This is a genomic window from Pseudomonas sp. NKUCC02_KPG, assembly GCF_019345465.1.
GTDB lineage: Bacteria > Pseudomonadota > Gammaproteobacteria > Pseudomonadales > Pseudomonadaceae > Aquipseudomonas.
The window spans coordinates 216,283-242,629 of sequence record NZ_JAHKRC010000007.1; the positions used below are offsets into that span (position 1 = coordinate 216,283).

Genomic DNA, 26,347 nt, shown 5'->3' on the forward strand with positions numbered 1-26,347 from the left:
ATAGACATCAGGGGGGGCGGACTGACTCAAATCCCGGGCACAAAAAAGCCGCCCATCAGCGGCTTTTTCAGAGAGGTGCGGTTTACTTCAAACCGGACATCTTCTCGATAGCGCCTTTAAGGTCTTCATCGGAGCACGTCATGCAGGTGCCTTTAGGCGGCATGGCGTTGATACCGGTGATGGCCTTGGCCAGGATGCCATCAAGACCGCCCTGGTGATCAGCGCGCTCTTTCCAGGCTGCGGTGTCACCGATTTTCGGTGCGCCCAACAGGCCGGTGCCGTGGCATGCGCTGCAATGCTTGGCAATGATGTCGTCGGGGGTCATGCCGCCGCCACCGCCCACAGAGGCAGTCACTTCCATGCCTTTGCATTCTTGCCCTTGAACACAGACTTTACCGACTGGCTCAAGACGTTTTGCGATGTCATCGTTCGTTGTTGCCTGAGCGCTGACTGCCCAAAGGGCCATTACTGTTGCTGGTACGGCCAGCATTTTCATAATTAGGTTCACGCGTACACCCTCAATGGTGGCTAGTCACGCCCACAACCACGGTTTCGCGGGCGGGCGAAAGTATAACGGTTAGCCCGCCACTCTGAAACAACCCTAAAGACAAAGGGGGAATAGAGCTGGCGAAATGCATCTTCGGGTGCCTCTGCAAGCAGGCAGGGCGCCTCTGTTCTTAGAAGTTCGCCGGGGTGGCTGCGCTGATTAGTCGCGCCGCAACGTCGAACGGATTACGGAAACGGTGTGGCTTTGAGCTTTCGAAATAGTAGCTGTCACCGGCTTCGAGCACGAAGGTTTCAAGCCCCACGATTAACTCTAGGCGACCTTCCACTAAAATCCCGGTTTCTTCGCCTTCATGGGTCAGCATTTCGTCCCCGGTATCGGCACCCGGTGGATAAATCTCGTTGAGAAAGGCGATGGCCCGGCTTGGATGTGCCTTGCCGACCAGTTTCATGGTCACGGCGCCATCGGAAATGTCGATCAGCTCGTTGGCTTTGTACACAATCTGAGTCGGGTTTTCTTGAAGGATCTCTTCGGAAAAAAACTCGACCATGGACATGGGGATGCCACTCAGCACTTTTCTCAGGGAGCTTATGGACGGGCTCACGCTGTTCTTTTCGATCATCGAAATGGTGCTGTTGGTGACGCCCGCGCGCTTGGCGAGTTCACGTTGTGACAGGCCTTTCAGTTTGCGGATGGATTGCAGTCGTTCACCGACGTCCAATGCGGGAGCCTCCTAGGGGTCAGATTCAGGTCGAGAAGTCGCCATCATGGCGATAGCGTTCAGTATTTACAACACTTCGACTTCAAACCTGGGTGCCCATCAGCCCCCGCACTTTGGATACAACCGATCAGCTCCCGGAATAGAGGCGTGGCGCTCGTTTCAGGTTGCAGAAAATCTGGTAAGGAATGGTGTCTGCCTTGGCTGCCACTTCACTGGCGAGGATGTTTTTGCCCCACAGCTCCACTGTCGAACCCAGGCCTGCCTGCGGCACATCGGTGAGATCGATGCACAGCATGTCCATCGACACACGGCCCAGCAATTGGCTGCGTACACCGGCCACGAACACGGGCGTACCGGTGGGGGCCTGACGCGGATAGCCGTCGGCATACCCCATGGCGACCACGCCAATGCGCATCGGCTTCGGGGTAATGAATTTGGCGCCGTAGCCCACGGGCTCACCGGCGGGCAGTTCGCGGACGTTAATCACCTTGGATTCCAGTGTCATCACCGGCTGCAGGCGTGATGCAGTGGCCTGGGGTTCGTCAAATGGCGAGGTGCCATACAGCATCAGGCCCGGGCGCACCCAGTCGCTTGGCACGCGTGGCCAGCCGAGTACAGCCGGCGAGTTACGCAAGCTGATTTCTGCGGTCAAGTCGGCGCGAGCGCCCAGGAACACAGCGACTTGCTCCACGCTTCGGGTGCAATCGAGCTCATCGGCGCGGGCAAAGTGGCTCATCAGCACGATTTTCGCCACATTGGCACTGGCCTGCAGACGCTGGTATGCAGGCTTGTAATCATTGGGGTGCAAACCGACGCGGTGCATGCCGCTGTCCAGTTTCAGCCACACGTGGATCGGTTTGGCGAGTCTGGCCTGCTCGATGGCATCGAGCTGCCACAGCGAATGCACCACGCACCAAAAGTCGTGTTCGACGATCAGTGGCAGTTCATCGGCTTCAAAAAAACCTTCGAGCAGCAGGATGGGCGCGCCAATACCGGCGGCGCGCAGTTCCAGTGCTTCTTCAATACAGGCGACGGCAAAACCGTCGGCTTCAGCCTCAAGGGCCTGGGCGCAGCGCACGGCTCCGTGGCCGTAGGCATCGGCCTTGATCACAGCGAGGGCTTTGGCCCCCGTGACTTCACGGGCCAGTTGGTAATTGTGACGCAGGGCTTGGAGGTCGATCAGGGCACGGGCTGGGCGCATGGCGGCGGGCTTCTAACGGCTGTTGAATAAAAAAACCGGCGCTGACCCGCGGCGTTAACCGCGTGCCGCGCCGGAAGAGGGACTGTTACTTGATCGAAAAACCTAGGGCAGTGCTGCCACAACAGACAATTCGACCAGGATTTCAGGTTCGCACAACTTGGCTTCGACGGTAGCGCGGGCCGGTGCAACGCCTTTAGGCAGCCACTGATCCCAGACGCTGTTCATGCCGGTAAAGTCGGCATCAATGTCTTTGAGGTAGATGGTTACCGACAGGATGTTGCTTTTGTCGGTACCCGCCAGGTCCAGCAAGTGCTCGATGTTGGCCAGTGTTTCACGGGTTTGCTGCTCAATCCCGGCGTTCATGTCGTCACCGACTTGACCAGACAGGTAAACAGTACCGTTATGGGCAACGATCTGGCTCATGCGTTCATTGGTGAGCTGGCGCTGGATTGCCATGTTTTGCAGTCTCCTGGTGGTTGCCGTAGCGGGAAATATCAAGGCCTTCGGCGCTGATTTGTGGTGTCTTCCTGGCCATCACATCCGCAAGGAAGCGACCGGAGCCGCAGGCCATGGTCCAACCGAGCGTGCCATGACCGGTGTTCAGGAACAGGTTTTTGAACGGGGTCGCACCCACAATCGGCGTGCCGTCCGGCGTAGTAGGACGCAAGCCGGTCCAGAAGCTGGCCTGGCTCAAGTCACCGCCCTGAGGATAAAGGTCGTTGACGATCATCTCCAGGGTTTCGCGTCGGCGCGGGTTCAGCGACAGATCGAAGCCAGCGATTTCAGCCATGCCGCCAACACGGATACGGTTGTCGAAACGGGTGATCGCGACCTTGTAGGTCTCGTCGAGAATAGTCGACGTCGGGGCCATGTCCGGATTGGTGATCGGGATGGTCAGCGAGTAACCCTTGAGCGGGTAAACCGGGGCCTTGATGCCCAGCGGCTTGAGCATCTGCGGCGAGTAGCTGCCCAGTGCCAGCACGTAGCGATCAGCGGTTTCGAGCTTGCCGTCGATCATTACGCCATTGATGCGGTCGCCTGCGTAGTCCAGACGCTGGATGTCTTGACCGAAGCGGAATTCAACACCTAGGTTCTTGGCCATTTCGGCCAGGCGGGTGGTAAACATCTGACAGTCGCCGGTCTGGTCATTGGGCAGACGCAGGGCGCCGGCCAGAATGTCGGTCACGTTGGCCAGTGCGGGTTCAACCCGGGCGATACCTGCACGGTCGAGCAGTTCGAACGGAACGCCGGATTCCTTGAGAACCGCGATGTCCTTGGCCGCGCCATCCAGTTGGGCCTGGGTGCGGAACAATTGAGTGGTGCCCAGGTTGCGAGCCTCGTAGGCGATACCGGTTTCGGCGCGCAGTTCGTCGAGGCAATCACGGCTGTACTCGGACAGGCGAACCATGCGCTCCTTGTTCACGGCATAGCGGCTGGCGGTGCAGTTGCGCAGCATTTGCGCCATCCACAGGTATTGGTCGATGTTGGCAGTGGCCTTGATTGCCAGGGGCGCGTGGCGCTCCAGCAGCCATTTGATTGCCTTCAGCGGCACGCCCGGCGCTGCCCACGGGGAAGCGTAGCCTGGCGACACCTGGCCGGCGTTGGCAAAGCTGGTTTCCATTGCAACGGCTGGCTGACGGTCAACGACGACCACATCGAAACCGGCTCGGGCCAGATAATAGGCGCTGGCAGTACCAATAACGCCGCCACCCAATACCATAACTCGCATATTCATATCCCTCATCGCGGCCAGCCGCAGACGTTTATTGTTCAGAGCGAAGATGAGCGCAGTATATGAAGCATTGAGTAGTGGAATTCACTGTATAAGCAGCTATATTTGGCGACAATTCTCGGGCACAACCCTTTTCACGGAGGAGAATCTCCTATGCGTACAAATCACCAAACAAAACGTGAATTGGACAAGATTGACCGCAATATTTTGCGCATCCTTCAGGTCGATGGCCGCATCTCGTTTACCGAGCTGGGAGAGAAGGTCGGGCTGTCCACTACGCCCTGTACAGAACGGGTAAGAAGGCTGGAGCGTGAAGGCATCATCATGGGCTATAACGCCCGGCTCAACCCGCAGCACTTGCAGGGCAGCCTGCTGGTTTTTGTTGAGATCAGCCTGGACTACAAGTCTGGTGACACCTTTGATGAATTTCGCCGCGCGGTGCTGAAGTTACCTCACGTGCTGGAGTGTCATCTGGTGTCGGGAGATTTCGACTATCTGGTCAAGGCGCGGATCAGCGAGATGGCTTCATACCGCAAGTTGCTGGGCGACATCCTGCTCAAATTGCCCCACGTGCGTGAGTCCAAGAGCTATATCGTGATGGAAGAAGTGAAAGAGAGCCTGAACCTGCCGATTGCCGATTGAACCCTGCGGGCTTAAACCAGCACCTGGCGCGTACTGGCGATGTATTCATGCACCAGCTTCTCAGCGCTGGGATGAATCATCTCCACCGGGCGTCGGCCGTTGGGGCAGGGCAGTGTGGGCGTGGTGCCGAACAGGCGACAGATCAATGGTCGCTCTTCATACACCGTGCAGCCATTGGGCCCCAGGTGCACACAGTCAAGCTCGTCCATCGCGGCTTCCTGCTCGGCAGCAGTCTTGCGCGGCAAGCGGGCCATTTCTTCGGAGGAGGTGGTCACCGGTCCGCAGCAGTCATGGCAACCCGGCACGCAGTCAAACGAGGGGATTTGCTGCCTGAGAAAGCGGATCTTGTGACTGTTGCAGCTCATCCAGAACGTACCGATTTTGAAAAGGCCGCAAAGTCTGCCTGAAAACCCCGGCTCTAGACAGGGCCGTCCAGCTGTTCTTGCCCCGTGGGAATGGCCCGGCTTATGCTCCGTCAAATTTTCCAAACATCAATAATCAGGATTCGCCCATGAGCGCCCCGGTTCAGCGCAGCCAGCACACCGCCTCTTATTACGCCGCCAGCAGCCTGCCGCAGCCCGATCATCCGGTGCTGCAGGGTGATGTGGTGGCGGATGTGTGCGTGGTGGGTGGCGGCTTTTCCGGGCTCAACACCGCGTTGGAGCTTGCCGAGCGCGGCATGAGCGTCGTTTTGCTCGAGGCTCACAAGATCGGCTGGGGCGCCAGCGGGCGCAATGGCGGTCAATTGATTCGCGGTGTCGGCCATGGCCTTGAGCAGTTTGAAGGGGTTATCGGCAAAGACGGCGTACGGCAGATGAAGTTGATGGGGCTGGAGGCGGTGGAAATCGTTCGCCGTCGCGTAGAGCGCTTCAATATCGCCTGCGACCTGACATGGGGCTACTGCGATCTGGCCAACAAGCCGCGTGACCTTGAAGGTTTTGCCGAAGAAGCCCAGGAACTGCGGGGTTTGGGCTATCGCCACGAAATCCGTCTGTTGCAAGCCAGCGAGGTGCATAGCGTGGTGGGCTCGGATCGTTATGTCGGCGGCCTGATCGATATGGGCTCGGGGCATTTGCATCCACTCAACCTGGCGCTGGGCGAAGCGGCGGCAGCTGCTCAGCTGGGCGTGAAGCTATTTGAAAACTCCACCGTGACCCGTATCGATTATGGCCCTGAAGTAAGGGTACACACGGCGCAGGGCTCGGTACGGGCCAAAAGCCTGGTGCTGGGCTGCAACGCCTATTTAAAAGACCTGAATCCGCAACTCAGTGGCAAGGTACTGCCTGCGGGCAGCTATATCATCGCCACCGAGCCGCTGAGCGAAGCCCTGGCCCACGCCTTGCTGCCGCAGAACATGGCGGTGTGTGATCAGCGGGTGGCGCTGGATTACTACAGGTTATCGGCGGATCGACGTTTGCTGTTTGGGGGGGCTTGTCACTATTCGGGTCGCGATCCTCAAGACATTGCAGCGTATATGCGGCCGAAAATGCTTGAGGTGTTCCCGCACCTCAACGACGTGAAAATCGATTACCAGTGGGGCGGCATGATCGGCATTGGCGCCAACCGCTTGCCGCAAATCGGCCGCCTGCAAGAGCAGCCCAATGTGTATTACGCCCAGGCGTATTCAGGGCATGGGGTCAACGCGACTCACCTGGCGGGCAGGTTGCTGGCCGAAGCCATCAGTGGTCAGCACAGCGACGGTTTTGACCTGTTCGCCAAAGTCCCGCACATCACCTTCCCTGGCGGCAAATACCTGCGCTCGCCGTTGCTGGCGCTGGGGATGCTGTGGCATCGGCTCAAAGAGCTGCGTTAAAAAACGGTGGGAGCGGGCTTGCTCGCGATTCAGGCGCCGCAGTGCGCCTGATACAACGCGGCGCTTGAATCGCGAGCAAGCTCCCTTGCATACAGCGCAGTATTCACGAACGCCAAAAAGGTTTGCAGCCTTCGCGTCGGGCCATTTCGCGGCTCAGGCCCACGTCACGCAGTTGATTCTCGTCCAGGTTGAGCAGTACGCGGCGGCTGCGTGCGCGGTGCCAGAACAGGCTCCAGCGCCCCAGCGCTGCAGGGGCGTTAATGATTTGCCTGGCTTCGTGTTCGGCCAGTAATTGTTGGCTGTGCAGCGTCAGGCGGACATCGCTCAAACCATTCATCAGACAGCTCCTTTTGACTCGATTACCATGAGTCAGCATGATGGCCTTACGCTCAAAACCATGACAGATTCAGCAAAGTCATTTTATATCCATACAGATACGGCCTTTTAGACGCTGAATCCTCGGTTTTCAGCTCATCTGTACTGGTCAGCACTCCTGGAGTCCGGCAATGTCCCTTTACGTCAATCTCGCTGACCTGCTCGGTACGCGCATCGAACAGGGCTTTTATCGTCCTGGCGACCGCTTGCCATCAGTGCGGGCGCTAAGCGCCGAGCATGGCGTGAGCCTGAGCACGGTGCAGCAGGCGTATCGGTTGCTGGAAGACAATGGGCTGGCTTCGCCACGCCCCAAGTCCGGGTACTTCGTGCCAATGGAACGTGAGCTGCCTGCCTTGCCGGGCATGGGTAAACCGGCTCAGCGGCCGGTGGAAATTTCCCAGTGGGAACAAGTGCTGGAACTGGTGCGTTCCGTGCCGCAGAAGGACGTGATCCAGTTGGGACGGGGCATGCCTGACGTCACTACGCCAACTATCAAGCCGCTGTTGCGCAGCCTGGCGCAAATCAGTCGTCGCCTGGATTTGCCCGGTCTGTATTACGACAACGTGTACGGGGTGCTGGGCCTGCGTGAGCAGTTGGCGCGTCTGTTGCTCGATTCGGGCTGCCAGCTGGGTGCTGAAGACCTGGTGATCACTACCGGCTGCCATGAGGCGCTGTCGTGCAGTATTCGCGCGGTGTGTGAGCCGGGTGACATCGTGGCGGTCGATTCGCCGAGTTTTCATGGCGCCATGCAAACCCTCAAGGGGTTGGGCATGAAGGCGCTCGAGATCCCTACCGATCCGCTGACCGGCATCAGTCTCGAGGCGCTGGAGCTGGCGCTGGAGCAGTGGCCGATCAAGGCGATCCAGATTACGCCCAGCTGTAACAACCCGCTGGGCTACATCATGCCCGAGGCTCGCAAGCGGGCGCTGGTGATACTGGCTCAGCGTTTTGATGTGGCGATTATCGAAGACGATGTGTACGGCGAACTGGCTTATACCTATCCGCGTCCGCGCACGATCAAATCCTTCGACGATGATGGGCGGGTCTTGCTGTGCAGCTCATTTTCCAAAACCCTGGCGCCCGGCTTGCGCGTTGGCTGGGTCGCGCCGGGTCGTTATCTGGAGCGGGTGCTGCACATGAAATACATCAGCACCGGTTCCACAGCGCCACAGCCGCAACTGGCCATTGCCGACTTTTTAAAGAACGGCCATTTCGAACCGCACCTGCGCAAAATGCGCAGCCAATATCAGCGCAATCGAGACCTGATGCTGGGCTGGATCAGTCGCTACTTTCCACCCGGCACTCGCGCCAGTCGGCCCCAAGGCAGTTTTATGCTCTGGCTGGAGCTGCCGGAAGGGTTTGACAGCTTGCGCCTCAACCGCGCGCTGCTGGATCAGGGGGTGCAGATTGCGGTGGGCAGTATTTTCTCTGCCTCGGGCAAATACCGTAACTGCTTGCGCATGAACTACGCTGCAAAGCCTACGCCTCAGGTTGAGGAGGCGGTGCGCAAGGTCGGGATGGCGGCCAGTAAACTGTTGGCAGAAGCTGTTTAATCACCCTGTGACGTCTGGCCCGAGGCTCTACACGTTGAAATCACTCTGTGCATTGTTTTTGGCTGTATTGCTGGGAGGTTGTGCCACTTTGGACGTGCCCCGTGAGCCAACCCAGGCGTTGCCAGCCGCAGACTCGGCCTTTGGCCGCTCCATCCAGGCCCAGGCCGCGCCCTATCAGGGTCGCTCCGGATTTCGCCTGCTGCCCAACAGCGGCGAAGCGTTCAGGGCCCGTGCAGAGCTGATCCGCAATGCGCAAAGCAGCCTCGACTTGCAGTACTACATCGTCCACGACGGGTTGAGTACGCGCATGCTGATTGATGAACTGCTCAAGGCGGCAGATCGCGGCGTGCGCGTGCGGATCCTGCTCGATGACACCGCCAGTGATGGCCTGGACGATATCCTGGCGACACTTGCGGCCCATCCCAATATCCAGATCCGGCTGTTCAATCCTCTGCAGTTGGGGCGCAGCACGGGCGTGACCCGAGCCATGGGGCGGCTGTTCAACCTCTCGCGCCAGCACCGGCGCATGCACAACAAACTCTGGCTGGCCGATAACAGCGTGGCGATTGTGGGTGGGCGCAATCTGGGTGATGAGTATTTCGATGCCAAGCCCGAGCTGAACTTCACCGATATCGACCTGCTCAGCGTTGGCCCGGTGGCAGAACAATTGGGGCACGGTTTCGATCAATACTGGAACAGCGCCCTCAGCCAGCCGATTGGTGATTTTGTCTCGTCGAAACTGTCTGTGCATGAATTGGGCAAGGCGCGTAAAAAACTCGAGGCCTCGCTCAAGCGGGCGCAGCAACGCAACCCGGCGCTTTATCAAGAGTTGGCATCCTATGAGACCAACCCGCAGCTGGATGTTTGGCGCAAAGAGCTGATCTGGGCCTGGAATCAGGCGCTGTGGGATGCGCCGAGCAAGGTACTGGCCAGGGGGGAGCCAGACTCCCACTTGTTGCTGACCACGCAGTTGGCGCCGGAGCTGGCGGGAGTGAACCAGGAACTGATCCTGATCTCGGCCTATTTTGTGCCGGGTGAAACCGGGTTGGTGTACCTGACGGGTCGAGCGGATGCGGGGGTCGATGTACGTTTATTGACCAACTCACTGGAAGCGACGGACGTACCCGCTGTTCACGGCGGCTACGCCCCTTATCGCAAAGCGTTGCTGGAACACGGGGTCAAACTGTTTGAACTGCGTCGCCAGCCGGGTAGCAACGGAGGCAGTGGACTGCACCTGTTCAAGCACGGGATGAGTTCGGATTCGAGCCTGCACAGCAAGGCGATGATTTTTGACCAGCAGAAATCATTTATTGGCTCTTTCAATTTCGACCCGCGTTCGGGGTTGTGGAACACCGAGGTCGGTGTGTTGGTGGACAGCCCGGAACTGGCCGCCGAAACCCGCAAGCTGGCCCTGCAAGGCATGGCTCCGGCCTTGAGCTATGAGCCAAGGCTTGAGCAGGGCAAGCTTGTCTGGGTGACTGAAGACAACGGCCAGTTGCACACCTTGCATCGGGAGCCGGGCAACTGGTGGCGGCGGCTCAATGCCTGGTTCAGCAAGCGTGTGGGGCTGGAAAAGATGCTATGAAGCCGTTGCTTGCTCCGCGCCGAATGCTCCCTGGCGCAACACCAGAATCACCAGTACCAGCGCGCCTGCGGCCATGAACAGCGGCAAGGCGTGCCCGCTGATCCACTGGCTGCCCGCACCGGCGGCCAATGGCCCGATCAGGCAGCCGATACCCCACAGTTGCGCGACGTGGGCGTTGGCGCGCACCAGGGCATCGTCACGGTAGCGCTCGCCGATCAGGATCAGTGACAAGGTGAACAAGCCGCCGGCACTGGCACCGAAGATCACCCACAGCGGCCAGATCAGCAGGGTATTGAGCAAGAACGGCACCGCCAGGCTCGACAGCATCAGCAGTACTGCGCAGCCGGTAAACAGCGAACGGCGGGACAGACGGTCGGCCAGCGCCCCTATCGGCAATTGCAGCAGGGCATCGCCCACCACAACGGTGCTGACCATCGCCAGTGCAATATCAGCGGTAAAGCCCTGGCGCAGGCAGTAGATGGGCAGAAGCGTAAGAATCATTGCCTCAAAAGCAGCAAACAGCGCTACGGCCCACGCAATAGCCGGTAAGCCTCGACAGAATCCCAGTAAATCCTTGAAGGTCACGCTGCAGGATTCGGTGGTGGGTGCGCCGTCGCGACCCATGAGCAGTAAAGGCGCAAGGGTCAGCAATGCAACGCCGATCCAGAAACCGTAGTCATCTTCAGAGCCGACCAGGCCCAGCAGCAGTGGCCCGGACAATTGGCTCAAGGCATAGGCCGAGCCATACAGCGCGACCAGGCGGCCGCGCCATTGCTCGACCACCAGCTGGTTGATCCAGCTTTCGCCGAGAATAAAAATAATCGTGAGTACCACGCCGATCAGCAGGCGCAGTACCAGCCACACCGGATAGCTGGGCAGTAACGCCAGCAGCCCGATGGACAGCGCCCCACACCACAGACACAGGCGCATCAGGCCGGGTGTGCCAAAGCGTGCAGCCAGCTTGCTTGCCAGGCTGGCGCCGACCAGCACACCTATCGCCGGCATGGCGGCCATGACGCCAATTGCGAACCCGCCATAACCCCAGCTTTCAAGCCGAAACGATACCAGCGGCATGCTCACGCCCAGTGCCAGGCCGACACTGAGAACCGAGGCCAGAACGGCGAAATACGTCGCCCAACGCATGTCTGTGCTCCAAATGTGTGGTGTAAAAACCAGTGTGGGAGCGGGCTTGCCCGCGATGAAGGCACCGGGGTCTGTCAGTCAGACCTCAATGCTGCCATCGCGGGCAAGCCCGCTCCCACAGGGTGTTGCGTTAAGGCTGTTACAGCTTGATCCAGGTGGATTTCAGCTCGGTGTATTTGTCGAACGCGTGCAACGACTTGTCACGCCCGTTGCCCGACTGTTTGAAGCCGCCAAACGGTGCGGTCATGTCGCCGCCATCGTACTGGTTGACCCACACACTGCCGGCGCGCAGGGCTTTGGCGGTCAGGTGAGCCTTGGAGATGTCAGCTGTCCACACTGCTGCGGCCAGGCCGTAGGGCGTGTCGTTGGCGATCTGAATGGCTTCTTCGGCACTGTCGAAGGTGATCACCGACAGCACGGGACCGAAGATTTCTTCCTGGGCGATTTTCATCGCATTGCTCACGCCATCGAAAATCGTCGGTTCAACGTAGGTGCCGCCGGTTTCCTGCAGGATTTGTTTGCCGCCTGCTACCAGTTTTGCGCCTTCGCTGTGGCCGGACTCGATGTACGACAGCACGGTGTTCATTTGCTGGGTATCAACCAGAGCGCCCACGGTGGTTTCCGGGTCCAGCGGGTTGCCGGGCTTCCAGCTTTTGAGGGCCTGGATCACCAGCGGCAGGAATTTGTCCTTGATCGAGCGCTCCACCAGCAGGCGCGAACCGGCTGTGCACACTTCACCCTGGTTGAAGGCAATGGCGCTGGCAGCGGATTCGGCCGCAGCCTGCAGGTCCGGTGCGTCGGCGAAGACGATGTTCGGGCTCTTGCCACCCGCTTCAAGCCAGACGCGCTTCATGTTGGATTCGCCGGAATAGATCATCAGTTGCTTGGCGATCTTGGTCGAGCCGGTGAATACCAGGGTGTCGACATCCATGTGCAGGGCCAGGGCCTTGCCGACGGTATGGCCATAGCCTGGCAGCACGTTGAGTACGCCCGCAGGAATACCGGCTTCAACGGCCAGAGCTGCGATACGGATGGCAGTCAGTGGAGATTTTTCAGACGGCTTGAGGATCACCGAGTTACCGGTCGACAGAGCCGGACCGAGTTTCCAGCAGGCCATCATCAACGGGAAGTTCCACGGCACGATCGCGGCGACAACGCCAACGGCTTCGCGGGTCACCAGGCCCAGTTGGTTGTGGGGGGTGGCAGCGACTTCGTCGTAGATCTTGTCGATGGCTTCACCGCTCCAGCTCAGCGCGCCGGCGGCACCTGGCACGTCGATGCCCAGGGAGTCACTGATCGGCTTGCCCATATCCAGGGTTTCAAGCAGGGCCAGTTCTTCGGCGTTTTGTTTCAGCAGGCCGGCAAAGCGGATCATCGTGGCCTTGCGCTTGGCCGGGGCCAGGCGGGACCAGACACCGGACTCAAACGTCTGGCGTGCGTTGTCTACGGCTCTCTGGGCGTCAGCGCTATCGCAGCTGGCAATTTTGCCCAGCAAACGGCCATCGACCGGGCTCAGACACTCGAACGTTTCATTGGAGACCGCATCGGTGTACTCACCATTGATGTAGGCACGACCTTCGATTTTCAGCTCTTGGGCCCGTTGTTCCCAATCAGCACGCGTCAGGGTGGTCATTCGAGTGTCCTCCTCTTATTGAAATGGAAGCGTCACCCTAAACCAGTGGCCCAGGAACTTTCAATATATTTGACACATGAGTCGCAAACGGCATGGCTTGTTCGTTTTAATAAACATAGACTTTGGTTTTTCTGGCCACATACACCGCAATTTCGGGGGGACAAGAACCATGAGCATCGCAACCATCGTCGATTTCAGCACTGCCAACACCCAGGCTGACCGCTTCAGCCCGGCACCGGAAAAGGTACTCAAGGGCGCTCCCGAACAAGTTATCCACAACCATTACAACAGCCCGTGCGGACAAATGAGTGCGGGCGTGTGGGAAGGTGCTGTGGGTCAATGGACGGTCAATTACACCGAGCATGAATACTGCGAGATTGTGCAGGGCGTTTCTGTCTTGCGTGACCATGACGGTAACGCCAAGACCCTCCGGGCCGGTGATCGTTTTGTCATCCCGGCAGGGTTTCGCGGGACGTGGGAAGTGCTTGAACCATGTCGGAAGATTTACGTGGTGTTTGAACAGAAGGTTTGAAACCGCTGATCCAGAGCGCTTTAAGAGCCCTGCCTGATATTGAAGGCGGGGCTTTTTTATGGGCATTTGCCGCACCTTGAAAGACAAACCAGGAAACACGTCGCCGCGGATATGGGCGTCAAAGTGAGCCAGTCTTTGGAGGGCAAGGCGTTGCGGTGCCAAGTACTCATGGACGAGCAGGCACTGTCAGCCCCCGCACTCACAATGGATTTTTTAACAAGGATGAATCATGTCGAAGACTACTGTTTCCAAAAGTGCCGCGCTGGCGGCAAGCATGATGCTCGCAGCGTTTTCACTGCCTGCGATGGCTGCTGAAGAGGGCCTGTGCGATAAGAATCTGGCGCTCAACTATGTGGTTGCACCAGAAGTGACGCCGCAGTTGGTGGAGTTGTGGCGCAACACTTACGGCGCTCGGGAGGTCCGCGTGGAGGTCCCTGGCAAGGGCTATACCAAGGAGTTCAACAGCTATCGCCTTAGGGTGTTGGTCAATGAAGGCAACAAGCTCAGCTCGCTGAGCTGTGGTTGAACAGGGTGCGGTAACGGTGCGTAAGTGCAGCTAAACCGCAGGCAACAAAAAAGGCCCGTATCGTGAGATATGGGCCTTTTTTGTAAGAAGAAAAACCAATTACTTGATTTTGGCTTCTTTGTAGATCACGTGCTTGCGAACCCGCGGATCGAATTTTTTGATTTCGATTTTGTCCGGAGTGGTGCGCTTGTTCTTATCAGTGGTGTAGAAATGGCCTGTACCAGCGCTCGACACCAAACGGATCAATTCACGCATGATTAGCTCCCTTAGATCTTGCCAGCACGGCGGATTTCGGCCAGCACGACAGTAATGCCACGCTTGTCGATGATACGCATGCCTTTAGCAGATACGCGCAGACGAACAAAACGTTTCTCTTCTTCAACCCAGAAGCGGTGATGCTGCAGGTTCGGCAGGAAACGACGACGGGTTTTGTTATTTGCGTGGGAAATGTTATTCCCAGTCACCGGACCCTTACCGGTAACTTGACAGACTCTCGACATGCCTCAGCCCTCTAAAACCACATGCCCAACCCGGCATGGGTTGGCCGCTTAATCTCTCAGTCATGGCGCCAGGCGCCGCGTTTCTTTAAGGGTCTTACCGGCTACACCTACAAACGCAGGAACCGGGCCCCTAGAAAAGAGCGCTGCTTTATACCAGAAAGACTAAAGAGCAACAACAGGCAGTGTGATTTGCTGTAATTAATGAAGCCGCCATTTTAACGCCAATCCACGCGGCGTCTATGCCTTAAAGCGTTTTACCGCTCGTCGCGGGGAGAAGATTTTCAGGCGAAGTGTGTACCTGTAATCGCTGCCGAAGGCTGCGGAAAGGTCCGTACAGACCCGGGAAAACGGGTTGCTTCGCAACCCTTCGCAGCCTTCGGCAGCGACTACGGGGCTTCAAACGCTATTAAAAAGTAGTCATTTGAGTAGCGGAACACTAGGGTAGGACTTTTCCAGACTGCACTTGCAGATGGGCCTCATCGACTTGTAAAGGAAACAGATCATGCGCCTCGCTGCCGTCCCCTTTTTGCTCACCTTTTGCCTGACCCCCTTGGTACAGGCGGCCACTTTGAGCGTTTGCACCGAGGCCAGCCCCGAAGGGTTCGATGTGGTGCAGTACAACTCGCTCAGTACCACCAATGCCTCGGCAGACGTGCTGATGAACCGCCTGGTGGACTTTGACGCCCAAGCCGCCAAGCTGGTGCCGGGTTTGGCGCAAAGCTGGTCAGTGTCCCCTGATGGCCTTGTGTACGACTTTAAGCTGCGTCCTGGCGTCAAGTTTCACAGCACGCCCTATTTCACCCCGAGCCGAGCGTTGAATGCCGATGACGTCCGTTTCAGCTTCGAGCGCATGCTCGACCCTGCGAATCCGTGGCACAAGGTGGCTCAAAGCGGTTTCCCCCATGCCCAGTCCTTGCAGTTGCCTGAGCTGATAAAAAAGATCGAGACGCCGGACCCGCTGACAGTTCGCTTCACTCTCAGCCGTCCTGACTCCACCTTTCTGCCAGCACTGAGCATGGGTTTTGCGTCGATCTACTCGGCCGAATACGCCGACAAACTGATGAAAGCCGGCACCCCGGAGCTGATGAACAGTCAGCCGATCGGCACCGGGCCTTTTATATTCAGCCGTTTCCAGAAAGATGCGGTAGTGCGTTACAAGGCCAATCCTGACTACTTCGCAGGCAAACCCGCTGTGGATGGGCTGATTTTTGCCATCACGCCGGACGCCAACGTGCGGCTACAAAAATTGCGCCGCAATGAGTGCCAGATTGCGCTATCGCCCAAACCACTGGACGTGGCGGCAGCGATCAAGGACCCCGCGTTGTCGGTCACGCAAACCCCTGCCTTCATGACCGCGTTTGTGGCCATCAACAGCCAGCATCCGCCTCTGGACAAGCCTGAGGTGCGCCAGGCCATCAATCTGGCTTTCGACAAGGACACTTATCTCAAGGCCGTGTTTGAAAACAGCGCCCAGGCTGCCAACGGTATTTACCCGGCCACAACCTGGAGCTTCGCCAAGGATTTGCCGGGGTATGCCCACGACCCTCAAAAAGCCCGCGAACTCCTGGCCAAGGCTGGCTTCAAGGACGGTTTTAAAACCACCATCTGGACGCGTCCGACGGGCAGCGTGCTCAATCCGAACCCAAGTCTGGGGGCGCAGTTGTTGCAGGCCGATCTGGCCAAGATCGGTATCCAGGCCGACATTCGAGTGATCGAGTGGGGTGAGCTGATTCGCCGCGCCAAGGCGGGTGAGCACGACCTGCTGTTTATGGGCTGGGCCGGTGATAACGGCGATCCTGACAATTTCCTGACGCCACAGTTTTCATGTGCGGCGGTGAAGTCCGGGACCAACTTTGCCCGTTATTGCGACAAGGCTCTGGACAGTTTGATCAGCGAAGGCAAAACCCTGACCGATCAGGACAAACGCAGTGCCTTGTATCAGAAGGCCCAGGCGCAGATCCAGCAGCAGGCGCTGTGGCTGCCGCTGGCGCATCCGACAGCCTACGCACTCACCCGTAAAGACGTTCAGGGCTATCAGGTGAGTCCTTTTGGGCGTCAGGACTTTTCGACGGTCAGCGTTAAGCCTTGAACGCTACATCCAGCCGTGTTCAACCATTGAAAGGGGTTGGCCGTCGCCGATAATGAAATGATCCAGCACCCGCACTTCGATCAGATCCAGCGCCTGGATCAAGCGTTTGGTCAACGTGCGGTCGGCCTGGCTGGGCTCGCTGATGCCTGAAGGGTGGTTGTGGCAAAAAATTACCGCTGCCGCGTTGTGTGTGAGGGCCCGCTTGACCACTTGGCGCGGGTAAACACTGGCACTGTCGATCGAGCCTCTGAAGAGCACTTCGAAGGCGAGCATGCGGTGTTTGGAGTCCAGAAACAGGCAGCCAAAGACCTCATGAGGCTCATGGCGCAGCAGCGATTTCAGATAATCCCGTACCGCTTGCGGGCTTTCCAGAGCGCTGTCCCGGCGCAGGCGTTCTGCCAGGTGGCGACGGCTCATTTCGAGTACCGCCTGCAACTGGCTGAACTTGGCGGGCCCCAGTCCGAGATGGCGGCAGAATCCGCGAAGGTCGGCTTCCAGCAAGGCCCGCAAACTGCCGAATTCAGTGAGTAAATGACGGGCCAGATCGACTGCGCTTTTGCCTGAAACCCCCGTGCGCAAGAAAATGGCCAGCAACTCGGCGTCGGAAAGACTGGATGAGCCGTGCTCCAAAAGCTTCTCTCGCGGGCGCTCCGCCGCAGGCCAATTACGAATGCTCATAACACCTCCTTGTGAGTGGGCGCCGCTGTTCCCTGGCAGGCGCTGTGTTATCTTAGCCCATCATTTTTGCGTGGCATTTGGCCATTTTTCACGCAGTCATCATCGAACTAAAAGGCAGGCCTATGCAGCGGCTGTATCGAAAACGCATTGTTTTGGGCGTCGGCGGCGGCATCGCGGCTTACAAGAGTGCAGAGCTGGTTCGTCGTCTGCTGGACCAAGGCGCAGAAGTACGGGTTGTCATGACCCGCGGCGGCAGCGAATTCATTACGCCTCTGACCATGCAGGCGTTATCCGGGCACCCCGTTCATCTGGATTTGCTCGACCCTGCGGCTGAAGCAGCCATGGGCCACATCGAACTGGCCAAGTGGGCCGATCTGGTGCTGATTGCACCTGCGACCGCTGACCTGATCGCCCGCCTTGCCCAAGGCCTGGCAAATGACCTGTTGACCACGCTGGTGCTCGCCACTGATGCAACGGTGGCCATTGCGCCAGCGATGAACCAGGCCATGTGGCGTGATCCGGCCACCCAGGCCAATACACGGCTGCTTGAAAGCCGTGGTCTGCGTGTGTTTGGCCCGGCCTCCGGGAGCCAGGCCTGTGGCGATGTGGGCTTTGGCCGCATGCTCGAAGCCGATGATCTGGTGCACTGCGCCGCCGAGTGTTTCCAGCGTCAGCTGCTGACCGGCAGGCACGTACTGATTACCGCAGGCCCGACCCAGGAAAACATCGACCCGGTGCGTTACATCACCAACCACAGCTCCGGGAAAATGGGCTTTGCCCTGGCCGAAGCGGCGGTTGAAGCGGGTGCCCGCGTGACCCTGATTACCGGCCCGGTTCATTTGCCGACCCCTGATCGGGTCAGCCGCATCGACGTGGTCAGTGCCCGTGACATGCTCGCTGCCTGTGAGGCGGCGATTCCTTGTGACGTGTTTATCGCTTCTGCTGCTGTTGCGGACTACCGCCCGGAAGTAGTCGCCCCGCAAAAACTCAAGAAAGACCCTACCAAGGGCGACGGCTTGTTGCTGCAGATGGTGCGCAATCCAGACATTCTGGCCACCATCGCTTCGCGTCCTGATCGCCCTTTTAGTGTCGGCTTCGCCGCAGAAACCGAGCATCTGCTCGATTACGCTGCCCGCAAGCTCAAAGACAAAAACCTCGACCTGATTGTTGCCAACGATGTGGCTAACCCCAGCATTGGCTTCAACAGTGAGGAGAACGCGTGCAGCGTGATTGACCGCGAACTGCACGCCACTGTGTTTGCCCAGACCAGCAAGGGCAAGATTGCCCGCCAGCTGATCACTTTTATCGCCGAACGTCTGAACCAGGTTTAACTCGTATGCACGCTTTGCAAGCCAAGATCCTCGATCCACGCATTGGTAACGAATTCCCGCTGCCGCAGTACGCCACTCCAGGCTCCGCAGGCCTGGACCTGCGTGCCATGCTTAAACAAGACACCGTTCTGGAGCCAGGCCAGACCCTGCTGATCCCGACGGGCCTGTCGGTCTATATCGGCGATCCCGGCCTTGCCGCACTGATCCTGCCGCGCTCGGGCCTGGGCCACAAGCATGGCATCGTGCTGGGCAACCTGGTCGGCCTGATCGACTCCGATTACCAGGGCGAACTGATGGTGTCGTGCTGGAACCGTGGCCAGACCGCCTTCAACATCACCATCGGCGAGCGCATTGCTCAATTGGTACTGGTGCCGGTGGTGCAGGCGCACTTTGAGCTGGTCGAAGAGTTCGATGAAAGCCAGCGCGGTGCTGGCGGCTTTGGTCACTCAGGCAAGCTCTGACCGTGCAATATCAGGTCAGGCGCTCTGCCTGACCTTCAGCGCCCTCCTGAATCCTCTGAGCGTGGAGTCCCCTTGCAATGAGTAGCCCAGCTTCAGTCCCGCCGAGTTTCCCTGACAGCATTTTTCGCGCTTACGATATTCGTGGCGTGGTCCCTCACTCCCTGACTGCTGAAACCGCGTACTGGATTGGCCGCGCCATTGGAGCCGAGAGTCTGGCCAAGGGCGAGCCCCAGGTGTCGGTGGGTCGGGACGGACGCTTGTCCGGCCCTCAGTTGGTCGAGGGTTTGATCCAGGGTGTGGCTGACAGTGGTTGTACGGTCAGTGATGTGGGCCTGGTGCCGACGCCTGCGCTGTATTACGCCACTCACGAATTGGCGGGCCAGTCGGGCGTGATGCTCACGGGGAGCCACAATCCGCCCGATTACAACGGTTTCAAAATCGTGATTGCGGGCGATACGCTGGCCGACGAGCAGATCAAGGCACTGCATACGCGCCTCAAGACCAACGATCTGACGTGGGGCGAAGGCAGCATCGAGCGCGTTGATATTTTGCCGCGCTACGCCGATGTGATCACCCGTGACATCCAGCTCGCCAGGCGCATGAAGGTGGTGGTGGATTGCGGCAACGGGGTTGCCGGCGTGATCGCGCCTCAGTTGATCGAGGCCTTGGGCTGTGAAGTGATCCCGATGTTCTGCGAGGTGGACGGTAACTTCCCCAACCATCACCCGGACCCCAGCAAGCCGGAAAACTTGCGGGATCTGATCGCCAGGGTCAAGGAAACCAATGCCGATATCGGGCTGGCCTTTGATGGCGATGCCGACCGGGTAGGCGTGGTGACCAATACGGGCACGATGGTGTTTGCGGATCGCCTGCTGATGCTGTTTGCCCAGGATGTGCTTGAGCGCAACCCGGCGGCCGAGATCATCTTCGATGTGAAGTGCACGCGTCGTCTGACTCCGTTGATCAGGAAAAATGGTGGCCGGCCACTGATGTGGAAAACCGGCCACTCGTTGATCAAAAAGAAGATGAAGGAAACCGGTGCCCTGCTGGCAGGCGAGATGAGCGGGCATATCTTTTTCAAGGAGCGCTGGTTCGGTTTCGACGACGGTATTTACAGCGCTGCGCGCCTGCTGGAGATCCTCAGCAAGCGCCAGGAGACGGCTGAAGAGCTGTTTGAGGCCTTCCCGAACGATATTTCTACGCCAGAGATCAATATCGATGTGACGGATGAGAGCAAATTCAGCATCATTGACGCTCTGCACGACGCCCAATGGGGTGACGCCGCCGAGCTGACATCCATTGATGGTGTGCGGGTTGATTACCCTCATGGCTGGGGCCTGGTTCGCGCATCCAACACCACTCCGGTGCTGGTGCTGCGATTCGAGGCCCAAACCGAGGCCGAACTGCAACGCATCAAGGACGTCTTTCACGCTCAACTGAAGCGTGTGGCCCCTGATCTTCCACTACCGTTTTGATCGACTTGTTCTACCGGAGCCCTGAATGACCCTCGAACGTGATGCCGCCTCCAACGTCGCCAAGGTTTTGTCCGAAGCGCTGCCCTACATTCGCCGTTACGTCGGCAAGACGCTGGTGATCAAGTACGGCGGCAACGCTATGGAAAACGATGAACTGAAAACCGGTTTTGCCCGTGACATCGTGTTGATGAAGGCCGTGGGTATCAACCCGGTCGTGGTACACGGTGGCGGGCCGCAAATCGGTGATTTGCTCAAGCGTTTGTCCATCGAAAGTCATTTCATCGACGGGATGCGCGTGACTGACTCGCAAACCATGGATGTGGTGGAGATGGTGCTTGGCGGTCATGTGAACAAGGAAATCGTTAACCTGATCAACCGTCATGGCGGCAGCGCCATCGGTCTGACCGGCAAGGACGCGACCCTGATTCGCGCCAAGAAAATGGTCGTGACACGTCAAACGCCAGAAATGACCAAGCCTGAAATCATCGACTTCGGTCATGTGGGTGAGGTCATCGACATCAATACCGACCTGTTGCACATGCTGACCAAGGGCGATTTCATCCCGGTCATCGCACCAATCGGTGTGGGCGCCAATGGCGAGTCCTACAACATCAACGCTGATCTGGTGGCGGGCAAGGTTGCCGAAGCCCTCAAGGCCGAGAAGCTGATGTTGCTGACCAACATTGCAGGCTTGATGGACAAGGAAGGCAAGGTGCTGACCGGTCTGACAACTGCTCAGGTGGATGACCTGATTGCCGACGGCACCATTTACGGCGGCATGCTGCCAAAAATCCGCTGCGCGCTGGAAGCCGTGCAAGGTGGCGTGACGACTGCGCATATTGTCGACGGTCGTGTACCGAATGCCGTGTTGCTGGAAATCTTCACCGACACCGGTGTGGGCACGCTGATCACCAACAGCAAACCGCTGTAGGCAGAACTGAAAAAGCCCCGCCCGCAATCGCCGGGCGGGGCTTTTTTATGGGCGGGGGTTAAATCCCGTACTGCGCCCGGTACGCTTCAACAGCTGGCAGGTACTGCTTGAGCGTTTCGTCTTCGGCCAGGAACTGCAGAACCTGGTTCAACGAAACGATGCTGATCACCGGAATGCCGAAGTCGCGCTCGACTTCCTGGATGGCCGACAGCTCGCCATTGCCGCGCTCCTGGCGGTTCAAGGCAATCATCACGCCTGCTGCCTTGGCGCCTTGGGCCTGAATGATCTGCATGACTTCACGGATGGCGGTGCCGGCCGTGATCACGTCGTCGATGATCAGGATATCGCCTTCGAGCGGCGAGCCAACCAGGCTGCCACCTTCGCCGTGGGCTTTGGCTTCCTTGCGGTTGAAGCACCACGGCATGTCGCGGTCGTGGTGCTCGGCCAGTGCTACGGCCGTGGTCGCAGCCAAGGGAATACCCTTGTAGGCCGGGCCAAAGAGCACATCGAAGGGAATGCCGCTGTCAACGATGGCAGCCGCATAGAAGCGCCCCAGTTGAGCCAGCGCAGAACCTGTATTGAACAGGCCGGCATTGAAGAAGTAAGGACTGGTACGCCCCGACTTCAGGGTGAACTCACCGAAGCGCAGGACGCCGCGATCGATGGCAAAACGGATGAAGTCGCGCTGATACGCTTGCATGAAAAAAGCCCCAGATACCACGGATTTAGCTAATTAGTAAGACCGCGTGTATCATACACGCACGTGATTTTTGGGGCCATTTATGCGGATCATCAGTGTGAACGTCAATGGTATTCAGACGGCAGTCGAGCGCGGTTTGCTCAGTTGGCTGCAAGCTCAGAATGCCGACGTTATCTGCCTGCAGGACACCCGCGCCTCCGCCTTTGAACTGGACGATCCAGCTTACCAGCTCGATGGCTACTTTCTTTATGCCTGCGAAGCTGAAGTCCCTGCCCAAGGCGGTGTGGCTTTGTATTCGCGGTTGCAACCGAAAGCAGTCATCACTGGGCTTGGCTTCGAGACGGCCGATCGCTACGGGCGCTACCTGCAAGCCGATTTCGATAAGGTCAGCATCGCGACCTTGTTGCTCCCTTCGGGGCAGAATGGCGATGAAGACTTGAACCAGAAGTTCAAGCTAATGGACGACTTTGCGCGCTACCTTGATAAGCAGCGTCGCAAGCGTCGTGAGTACATCTACTGCGGCTCGTTGTATGTGGCGCAGCAGAAGCTCGACATTAAAAACTGGCGTGACAGCCAGCAATCGCCTGGTTTCCTGGCGCCTGAACGGGCCTGGATGGATGAGATTGTCGGCAACATGGGCTATGTCGATGCCCTGCGCGAAGTCAGTCGTGAGGGCGATCAGTACAGCTGGTGGCCGGACAACGAACAAGCCGAGATGCTTAATCTGGGCTGGCGTTTCGACTACCAGTTGCTGACACCAGGCTTGCGTCGCTTTGTACGAAGCGCTCGCTTGCCGCGTCAGCCACGGTTTTCGCAACATGCGCCATTGATCGTGGACTACGACTGGACACTGACTATCTAAGTGTTTGTCGCCGTCATTAAAAATGCCCGTATCGAAAGATACGGGCATTTTTTTGTGCGCAACCCACAAGGTCAATGTGTTACTTCAATGGGCGCCAGGTGAAGGGGTAGCGGTACACCACCCCGTCATTGGCCTTCACGCCTGCGATCACCACCAGTACCACGGCACCGATCAGCACCAGGCCGAGCAAGGCGAAGCCGACCAGTATGAACATCAGCACGTAGCAAATGGCAGACGCAATCGCCACGGTGATCTGAAAGTTCAGTGCTTCCTTGCCCTGGTCGTCGATAAAGGGATCGCTTTCACGCTTGAGCTGCCACAGGATCAGTGGGCCGATCAGGCTGCCAAACGGAAACCACATCCCGAGAAACGCCGAAAAGTGACAAAACATGGCCCATTTACGAGCGTCGCGGCTCGGTTGGGGTTTTGAAAGGTCCAGCTCACTCATAGCGTTCTCCGGTGGGTCGTTTGAAGGCTTTGACAATCAATCCGGCTGTTTAGTCCGCCAATGCCGCTTGCTGCAGGGCGAAAATTTCATTCATGCCTTTTTGAGCCAGTGCGAGCATGGCGTTCAGCTCTTCAGGCTGGAACGGCGCGCCTTCTGCAGTGCCCTGAACTTCGATGAAGCCACCGCTGCTGGTCATCACAACGTTGAGATCGGTTTCGGCTGCCGAGTCTTCAGGGTAGTCCAGGTCAAGGACCGGTACGCCCTGGTACATGCCGACCGATACCGCTGCGATCATTTGCTTGATAGGGTCGCCGCCTTTGAGGCCGCCACGCTTTTTGATGATTTTCAGTGCGTCTACCAGTGCAACCATGGCGCCAGTGATGGACGCGGTGCGGGTGCCGCCATCTGCCTGGATCACGTCGCAGTCGACGTACAGCGTGATATCGCCCAGCTTGGACATATCCAGCGCTGCGCGCAGGGAACGACCGATCAGGCGCTGGATTTCCAGGGTGCGCCCGCCTTGCTTGCCGCGGCTGGCTTCGCGTTGGTTACGGTCGCCAGTGGCGCGTGGCAGCATGCCGTATTCGGCAGTCAACCAGCCCTGGCCCTGGCCTTTAAGGAAGCGCGGTACGCCGTTCTCGACGCTGACGGTGCAGATGACTTTGGTGTCACCGAACTCGACCAGTACAGAACCCTCTGCGTGTTTGGTGTAGTTGCGGGTGATGCGGATCGGACGGAGCTGATCGGCAACGCGACCACTTGGACGTTTCATGTGGGATACCTGTACGGGACGGAAAACTGCCGAACATTATAAAGGAAAGGCTATGGCGGTGCAGGACGCGTCGGCTTGTCATCAGGTTGAACGTATTTACGACCGACGTCATTTGGGGCCACCGGCTGCACTGCGTTACAATCGGCGGTCTTAATTGCCGTCAGGCTTAATTCATTGAATCGCGAGGTACCGTCCATGGTGCATAGCATGACCGCCTTTGCCCGCGTCGAAAGCGCCGGCACTCAGGGCACCCTGAGTTGGGAGCTGCGCTCGGTCAACAGCCGCTACCTGGAGCCGCACCTGCGACTGCCTGAATCTTTCCGTGACCTCGAAGGTGCGGTGCGTGAAGCGCTGCGTCAGGGGATTTCCCGGGGAAAGCTGGAATGCACATTGCGTTTCACCGAAGAAACCACTGGCAAGCCGCTGCAGGTCGACCGTGAACGTGCCGCGCAACTGGTGGCCGCAGCCGAGACCATTGCCAGCCTGATCAAGCAGCCAGCACCGCTCAATCCACTGGAAGTGCTGGCCTGGCCCGGCGTTCTGGTGGCGGATGCAAGCGACCCGCAAGCTTTGAATACCCAGGCCCTTGCATTGTTCAAGCAAGGCCTTCAAGAACTCAAGAACGGCCGCGAGCGCGAAGGCGCGGAGCTGGCGCGCTTGATCAGCGAGCGTTTGACGGCGATTGAAGGCGACGTCGAAACCTTGCGTGAGCTGGTGCCACAGATGCTCGCCACCCAGCGCCAAAAGGTGCTCGATCGTTTTGCCGATATGAAGGCTGAGCTTGATCCGCAGCGTCTTGAGCAAGAAATGGTCATGCTGGCGCAAAAAAGCGACGTGGCCGAAGAGCTGGACCGCCTGAGCACTCACATTCTTGAAGTGCGGCGTGTGCTCAAGTCGGGTGGTGCTGCGGGTCGCCGTCTGGACTTCCTGATGCAAGAACTGAATCGCGAGGCCAATACCCTGGGCTCCAAGGCATTCGATCCACGCAGCACTCAAGCGGCGGTCAACCTCAAGGTGTTGATCGAGCAGATGCGTGAACAAGTACAGAATATTGAGTAAGGCATCCCCTGACATGAACCACAGCACTGGCACCCTTTATATCGTTTCTGCCCCTTCTGGCGCAGGCAAGACCAGCCTGGTCAAAGCGTTGATCGACGTTGAGCCGCAGATCCGGGTTTCGGTCTCGCACACGACCCGCGCCATGCGCCCAGGTGAAGTGAATGGCGTGAACTATCATTTCGTCGAGCGCGAAGAGTTCGTGAAAATGATCGAGCACGGTGACTTCCTGGAGCGCGCCGAGGTCTTCGGCAACCTTTACGGCACCTCGCAAAGCCATTTGCAGCAGACGCTGGATGAAGGTCACGACCTGATTCTGGAAATCGACTGGCAGGGTGCGGAGCAGGTCCGCAAGTTGATGCCGCAGGCGCGTTCGATCTTTATCCTGCCGCCAAGCCAGGAAGCCCTGCGTCAGCGTCTGGACAACCGCGGCCAGGACAGCGACGAAATCATTGATGGCCGGATGCGCGAAGCCGTGAGTGAAATGAGCCACTATGTCGACTATGACTATCTGATCATTAATGACGATTTTGCTCTGGCACTCGAGGATCTGAAGGCCATTTTCCGCGCCAATCGGCTCCAGCAAAAACGTCAACAGCAGCGTTTTGGCAAATTACTGGCCGAACTGCTCGGTTAAACAGCACTTCCCAAAACCCCTGTAAGGGCTTTACATTGGCGCTTACAGAGGTTTTTGGGACAGTGGCCGAAAAATCAGCGCTTCCCTAATGGCTGGTGATTTTTTAAACTGTTCAGTCCGCTCGCCCATCCGGGCAGCGCGCATATTGCATTTGCTACGAGGAAGACCATGGCCCGCGTAACCGTTGAAGACTGTCTAGAACACGTGGATAACCGCTTTGAGCTGGTCATGCTCTCTACCAAGCGTGCCCGTCAACTGGCCACCGGCGGTAAAGAGCCACTGGTGCAGTGGGAAAACGACAAGCCTACCGTTGTTGCCCTGCGTGAAATCGCAGAAGGCCTGATGAGCTACGAGTTTATCGCCAACGCTGAAATCGTCGAAGACGAACCGCTGTTCGCAGCGTTCGAGGACGAGTCCAACGAGGCGAACTAAGCCTATGCCCGGTC

General features: G+C 58.3%; 29 protein-coding genes and 1 pseudogene. 15 read left to right on the forward strand and 15 right to left on the reverse strand.

Annotated elements, in window-relative coordinates:
• Window positions 1-82 precede the first annotated feature (82 nt).
• The 5 genes from KO536_RS12070 to dadA all read right to left on the reverse strand — a co-directional run bounded on the left by KO536_RS12070 (window position 83) and on the right by dadA (window position 4,156).
• Complete coding sequence (locus KO536_RS12070) at window positions 83-496, reverse strand: cytochrome c5 family protein (protein WP_133075340.1); 414 nt, start codon at window positions 494-496, stop codon at window positions 83-85.
• A 181-nt stretch (window positions 497-677) separates the two neighbouring features.
• Complete coding sequence (locus tag KO536_RS12075) at window positions 678-1,226, reverse strand: cupin domain-containing protein (RefSeq protein ID WP_019828220.1); 549 nt, start codon at window positions 1,224-1,226, stop codon at window positions 678-680.
• 127 nt (window positions 1,227-1,353) lie between these two features.
• Window positions 1,354-2,427 (reverse strand): alanine racemase, encoded by a 1,074-nt coding sequence (gene alr, locus KO536_RS12080; RefSeq protein ID WP_219262013.1) that lies wholly within the window; start codon window positions 2,425-2,427, stop codon window positions 1,354-1,356.
• 102 nt (window positions 2,428-2,529) lie between these two features.
• Window positions 2,530-2,883 carry a RidA family protein gene (locus tag KO536_RS12085; RefSeq protein WP_133075048.1) on the reverse strand — a complete coding sequence of 118 codons (354 nt, stop codon included), beginning with the start codon at window positions 2,881-2,883 and terminating at the stop codon, window positions 2,530-2,532.
• On the reverse strand, window positions 2,855-4,156 hold the full coding sequence (gene dadA / locus KO536_RS12090; protein ID WP_133075049.1) for a D-amino acid dehydrogenase: 1,302 nt from the start codon (window positions 4,154-4,156) through the stop codon (window positions 2,855-2,857). The genes KO536_RS12085 and dadA overlap by 29 nt, the downstream gene beginning before the upstream one ends.
• A 156-nt stretch (window positions 4,157-4,312) precedes the next feature.
• Here dadA and KO536_RS12095 point away from each other — a divergent pair, with 156 nt between their 5' ends.
• Complete coding sequence (locus KO536_RS12095; RefSeq protein ID WP_016782681.1) at window positions 4,313-4,801, forward strand: Lrp/AsnC ligand binding domain-containing protein; 489 nt, start codon at window positions 4,313-4,315, stop codon at window positions 4,799-4,801.
• Between the two features lie 11 nt (window positions 4,802-4,812).
• Here KO536_RS12095 and KO536_RS12100 read toward each other — a convergent pair whose 3' ends face one another.
• The gene (locus tag KO536_RS12100; RefSeq protein ID WP_133075050.1) at window positions 4,813-5,166 is read right to left on the reverse strand and encodes a YkgJ family cysteine cluster protein; all 354 of its coding nucleotides are present in this window, start codon (window positions 5,164-5,166) and stop codon (window positions 4,813-4,815) included.
• A gap of 146 nt (window positions 5,167-5,312) precedes the next feature.
• On the opposite strand from KO536_RS12100, the gene KO536_RS12105 reads away from it, so the two are divergent.
• Window positions 5,313-6,614 carry an FAD-binding oxidoreductase gene (locus KO536_RS12105; RefSeq protein WP_219262014.1) on the forward strand — a complete coding sequence of 434 codons (1,302 nt, stop codon included), beginning with the start codon at window positions 5,313-5,315 and terminating at the stop codon, window positions 6,612-6,614.
• A 103-nt stretch (window positions 6,615-6,717) separates the two neighbouring features.
• On the opposite strand, the gene KO536_RS12110 is transcribed toward KO536_RS12105, so the two are convergent.
• Window positions 6,718-6,951, reverse strand: coding sequence for a DUF1127 domain-containing protein (locus KO536_RS12110; protein WP_219262015.1), 234 nt, complete (start codon window positions 6,949-6,951; stop codon window positions 6,718-6,720).
• A gap of 169 nt (window positions 6,952-7,120) precedes the next feature.
• Here KO536_RS12110 and KO536_RS12115 point away from each other — a divergent pair, with 169 nt between their 5' ends.
• Both KO536_RS12115 and KO536_RS12120 read left to right on the forward strand, forming a co-directional pair.
• Window positions 7,121-8,542 carry a PLP-dependent aminotransferase family protein gene (locus KO536_RS12115; protein WP_133075053.1) on the forward strand — a complete coding sequence of 474 codons (1,422 nt, stop codon included), beginning with the start codon at window positions 7,121-7,123 and terminating at the stop codon, window positions 8,540-8,542.
• A gap of 34 nt (window positions 8,543-8,576) precedes the next feature.
• Window positions 8,577-10,127, forward strand: coding sequence for a phospholipase D family protein (locus tag KO536_RS12120; protein ID WP_133075054.1), 1,551 nt, complete (start codon window positions 8,577-8,579; stop codon window positions 10,125-10,127).
• Here KO536_RS12120 and KO536_RS12125 read toward each other — a convergent pair.
• Both KO536_RS12125 and KO536_RS12130 read right to left on the reverse strand, forming a co-directional pair.
• On the reverse strand, window positions 10,122-11,270 hold the full coding sequence (locus KO536_RS12125) for an MFS transporter (protein WP_133075055.1): 1,149 nt from the start codon (window positions 11,268-11,270) through the stop codon (window positions 10,122-10,124). The two genes, KO536_RS12120 and KO536_RS12125, sit on opposite strands and share 6 nt — an antisense overlap.
• Before the next feature lie 139 nt (window positions 11,271-11,409).
• Window positions 11,410-12,903 (reverse strand): aldehyde dehydrogenase, encoded by a 1,494-nt coding sequence (locus KO536_RS12130; protein WP_219262016.1) that lies wholly within the window; start codon window positions 12,901-12,903, stop codon window positions 11,410-11,412.
• A 169-nt stretch (window positions 12,904-13,072) separates the two neighbouring features.
• Between KO536_RS12130 and KO536_RS12135 the strand changes: the two genes are divergently transcribed.
• Both KO536_RS12135 and KO536_RS12140 read left to right on the forward strand, forming a co-directional pair.
• Window positions 13,073-13,435, forward strand: coding sequence for a cupin domain-containing protein (locus KO536_RS12135; RefSeq protein ID WP_133075057.1), 363 nt, complete (start codon window positions 13,073-13,075; stop codon window positions 13,433-13,435).
• A gap of 229 nt (window positions 13,436-13,664) precedes the next feature.
• Window positions 13,665-13,961, forward strand: a complete 297-nt coding sequence (locus tag KO536_RS12140; protein WP_133075058.1) for an I78 family peptidase inhibitor — start codon at window positions 13,665-13,667, stop codon at window positions 13,959-13,961.
• A 99-nt stretch (window positions 13,962-14,060) separates the two neighbouring features.
• On the opposite strand, the gene rpmG is transcribed toward KO536_RS12140, so the two are convergent.
• A complete protein-coding gene (gene rpmG / locus KO536_RS12145; protein ID WP_003437824.1) occupies window positions 14,061-14,216 on the reverse strand; it encodes a 50S ribosomal protein L33 in 156 nt (51 codons plus the stop codon).
• Window positions 14,217-14,227: 11 nt separating this feature from the next.
• Window positions 14,228-14,461 carry a 50S ribosomal protein L28 gene (rpmB, locus tag KO536_RS12150; RefSeq protein ID WP_019410280.1) on the reverse strand — a complete coding sequence of 78 codons (234 nt, stop codon included), beginning with the start codon at window positions 14,459-14,461 and terminating at the stop codon, window positions 14,228-14,230.
• A 502-nt stretch (window positions 14,462-14,963) separates the two neighbouring features.
• On the opposite strand from rpmB, the gene KO536_RS12155 reads away from it, so the two are divergent.
• Entirely contained in the window at window positions 14,964-16,550 is a 1,587-nt protein-coding gene (locus KO536_RS12155; RefSeq protein WP_133075059.1) for an ABC transporter substrate-binding protein, read from the forward strand.
• Window positions 16,551-16,553: 3 nt separating this feature from the next.
• Here the strand turns inward: KO536_RS12155 and radC are convergent, their stop codons facing one another.
• Window positions 16,554-17,228 carry a DNA repair protein RadC gene (radC, locus tag KO536_RS12160; RefSeq protein WP_219262017.1) on the reverse strand — a complete coding sequence of 225 codons (675 nt, stop codon included), beginning with the start codon at window positions 17,226-17,228 and terminating at the stop codon, window positions 16,554-16,556.
• A 122-nt stretch (window positions 17,229-17,350) separates the two neighbouring features.
• Between radC and coaBC the strand changes: the two genes are divergently transcribed.
• The 4 genes and pseudogenes from coaBC (at window position 17,351) to argB (ending at window position 21,426) form a co-directional block, all read left to right on the forward strand.
• Window positions 17,351-18,559: a bifunctional phosphopantothenoylcysteine decarboxylase/phosphopantothenate--cysteine ligase CoaBC gene (gene coaBC, locus KO536_RS12165; protein WP_133075061.1), complete on the forward strand. Its 1,209-nt coding sequence runs from the start codon at window positions 17,351-17,353 to the stop codon at window positions 18,557-18,559.
• 5 nt (window positions 18,560-18,564) lie between these two features.
• Window positions 18,565-19,020: a dUTP diphosphatase gene (gene dut / locus KO536_RS12170; RefSeq protein ID WP_019828201.1), complete on the forward strand. Its 456-nt coding sequence runs from the start codon at window positions 18,565-18,567 to the stop codon at window positions 19,018-19,020.
• Between the two features lie 101 nt (window positions 19,021-19,121).
• A pseudogene (locus tag KO536_RS12175) lies at window positions 19,122-20,495 on the forward strand (phosphomannomutase/phosphoglucomutase); the annotation flags it as partial.
• Window positions 20,496-20,520: 25 nt separating this feature from the next.
• Complete coding sequence (argB, locus tag KO536_RS12180; RefSeq protein ID WP_019828199.1) at window positions 20,521-21,426, forward strand: acetylglutamate kinase; 906 nt, start codon at window positions 20,521-20,523, stop codon at window positions 21,424-21,426.
• Between the two features lie 58 nt (window positions 21,427-21,484).
• On the opposite strand, the gene pyrE is transcribed toward argB, so the two are convergent.
• The gene (gene pyrE / locus KO536_RS12185; RefSeq protein WP_219262019.1) at window positions 21,485-22,126 is read right to left on the reverse strand and encodes an orotate phosphoribosyltransferase; all 642 of its coding nucleotides are present in this window, start codon (window positions 22,124-22,126) and stop codon (window positions 21,485-21,487) included.
• Window positions 22,127-22,208: 82 nt separating this feature from the next.
• On the opposite strand from pyrE, the gene KO536_RS12190 reads away from it, so the two are divergent.
• The gene (locus tag KO536_RS12190; RefSeq protein ID WP_003437806.1) at window positions 22,209-22,988 is read left to right on the forward strand and encodes an exodeoxyribonuclease III; all 780 of its coding nucleotides are present in this window, start codon (window positions 22,209-22,211) and stop codon (window positions 22,986-22,988) included.
• A 79-nt stretch (window positions 22,989-23,067) separates the two neighbouring features.
• On the opposite strand, the gene KO536_RS12195 is transcribed toward KO536_RS12190, so the two are convergent.
• Complete coding sequence (locus tag KO536_RS12195; RefSeq protein WP_019828196.1) at window positions 23,068-23,436, reverse strand: DUF4870 domain-containing protein; 369 nt, start codon at window positions 23,434-23,436, stop codon at window positions 23,068-23,070.
• A 49-nt stretch (window positions 23,437-23,485) separates the two neighbouring features.
• Window positions 23,486-24,208 (reverse strand): ribonuclease PH, encoded by a 723-nt coding sequence (gene rph, locus KO536_RS12200; RefSeq protein ID WP_016782701.1) that lies wholly within the window; start codon window positions 24,206-24,208, stop codon window positions 23,486-23,488.
• A 195-nt stretch (window positions 24,209-24,403) separates the two neighbouring features.
• Here rph and KO536_RS12205 point away from each other — a divergent pair, with 195 nt between their 5' ends.
• The 3 genes from KO536_RS12205 to rpoZ all read left to right on the forward strand — a co-directional run bounded on the left by KO536_RS12205 (window position 24,404) and on the right by rpoZ (window position 26,333).
• Window positions 24,404-25,267: a YicC/YloC family endoribonuclease gene (locus KO536_RS12205; RefSeq protein ID WP_133075064.1), complete on the forward strand. Its 864-nt coding sequence runs from the start codon at window positions 24,404-24,406 to the stop codon at window positions 25,265-25,267.
• 13 nt (window positions 25,268-25,280) lie between these two features.
• Window positions 25,281-25,901: a guanylate kinase gene (gene gmk / locus KO536_RS12210; RefSeq protein ID WP_019828193.1), complete on the forward strand. Its 621-nt coding sequence runs from the start codon at window positions 25,281-25,283 to the stop codon at window positions 25,899-25,901.
• 168 nt (window positions 25,902-26,069) lie between these two features.
• Window positions 26,070-26,333, forward strand: a complete 264-nt coding sequence (gene rpoZ, locus KO536_RS12215) for a DNA-directed RNA polymerase subunit omega (protein WP_016782707.1) — start codon at window positions 26,070-26,072, stop codon at window positions 26,331-26,333.
• Window positions 26,334-26,347: the final 14 nt, after the last annotated feature.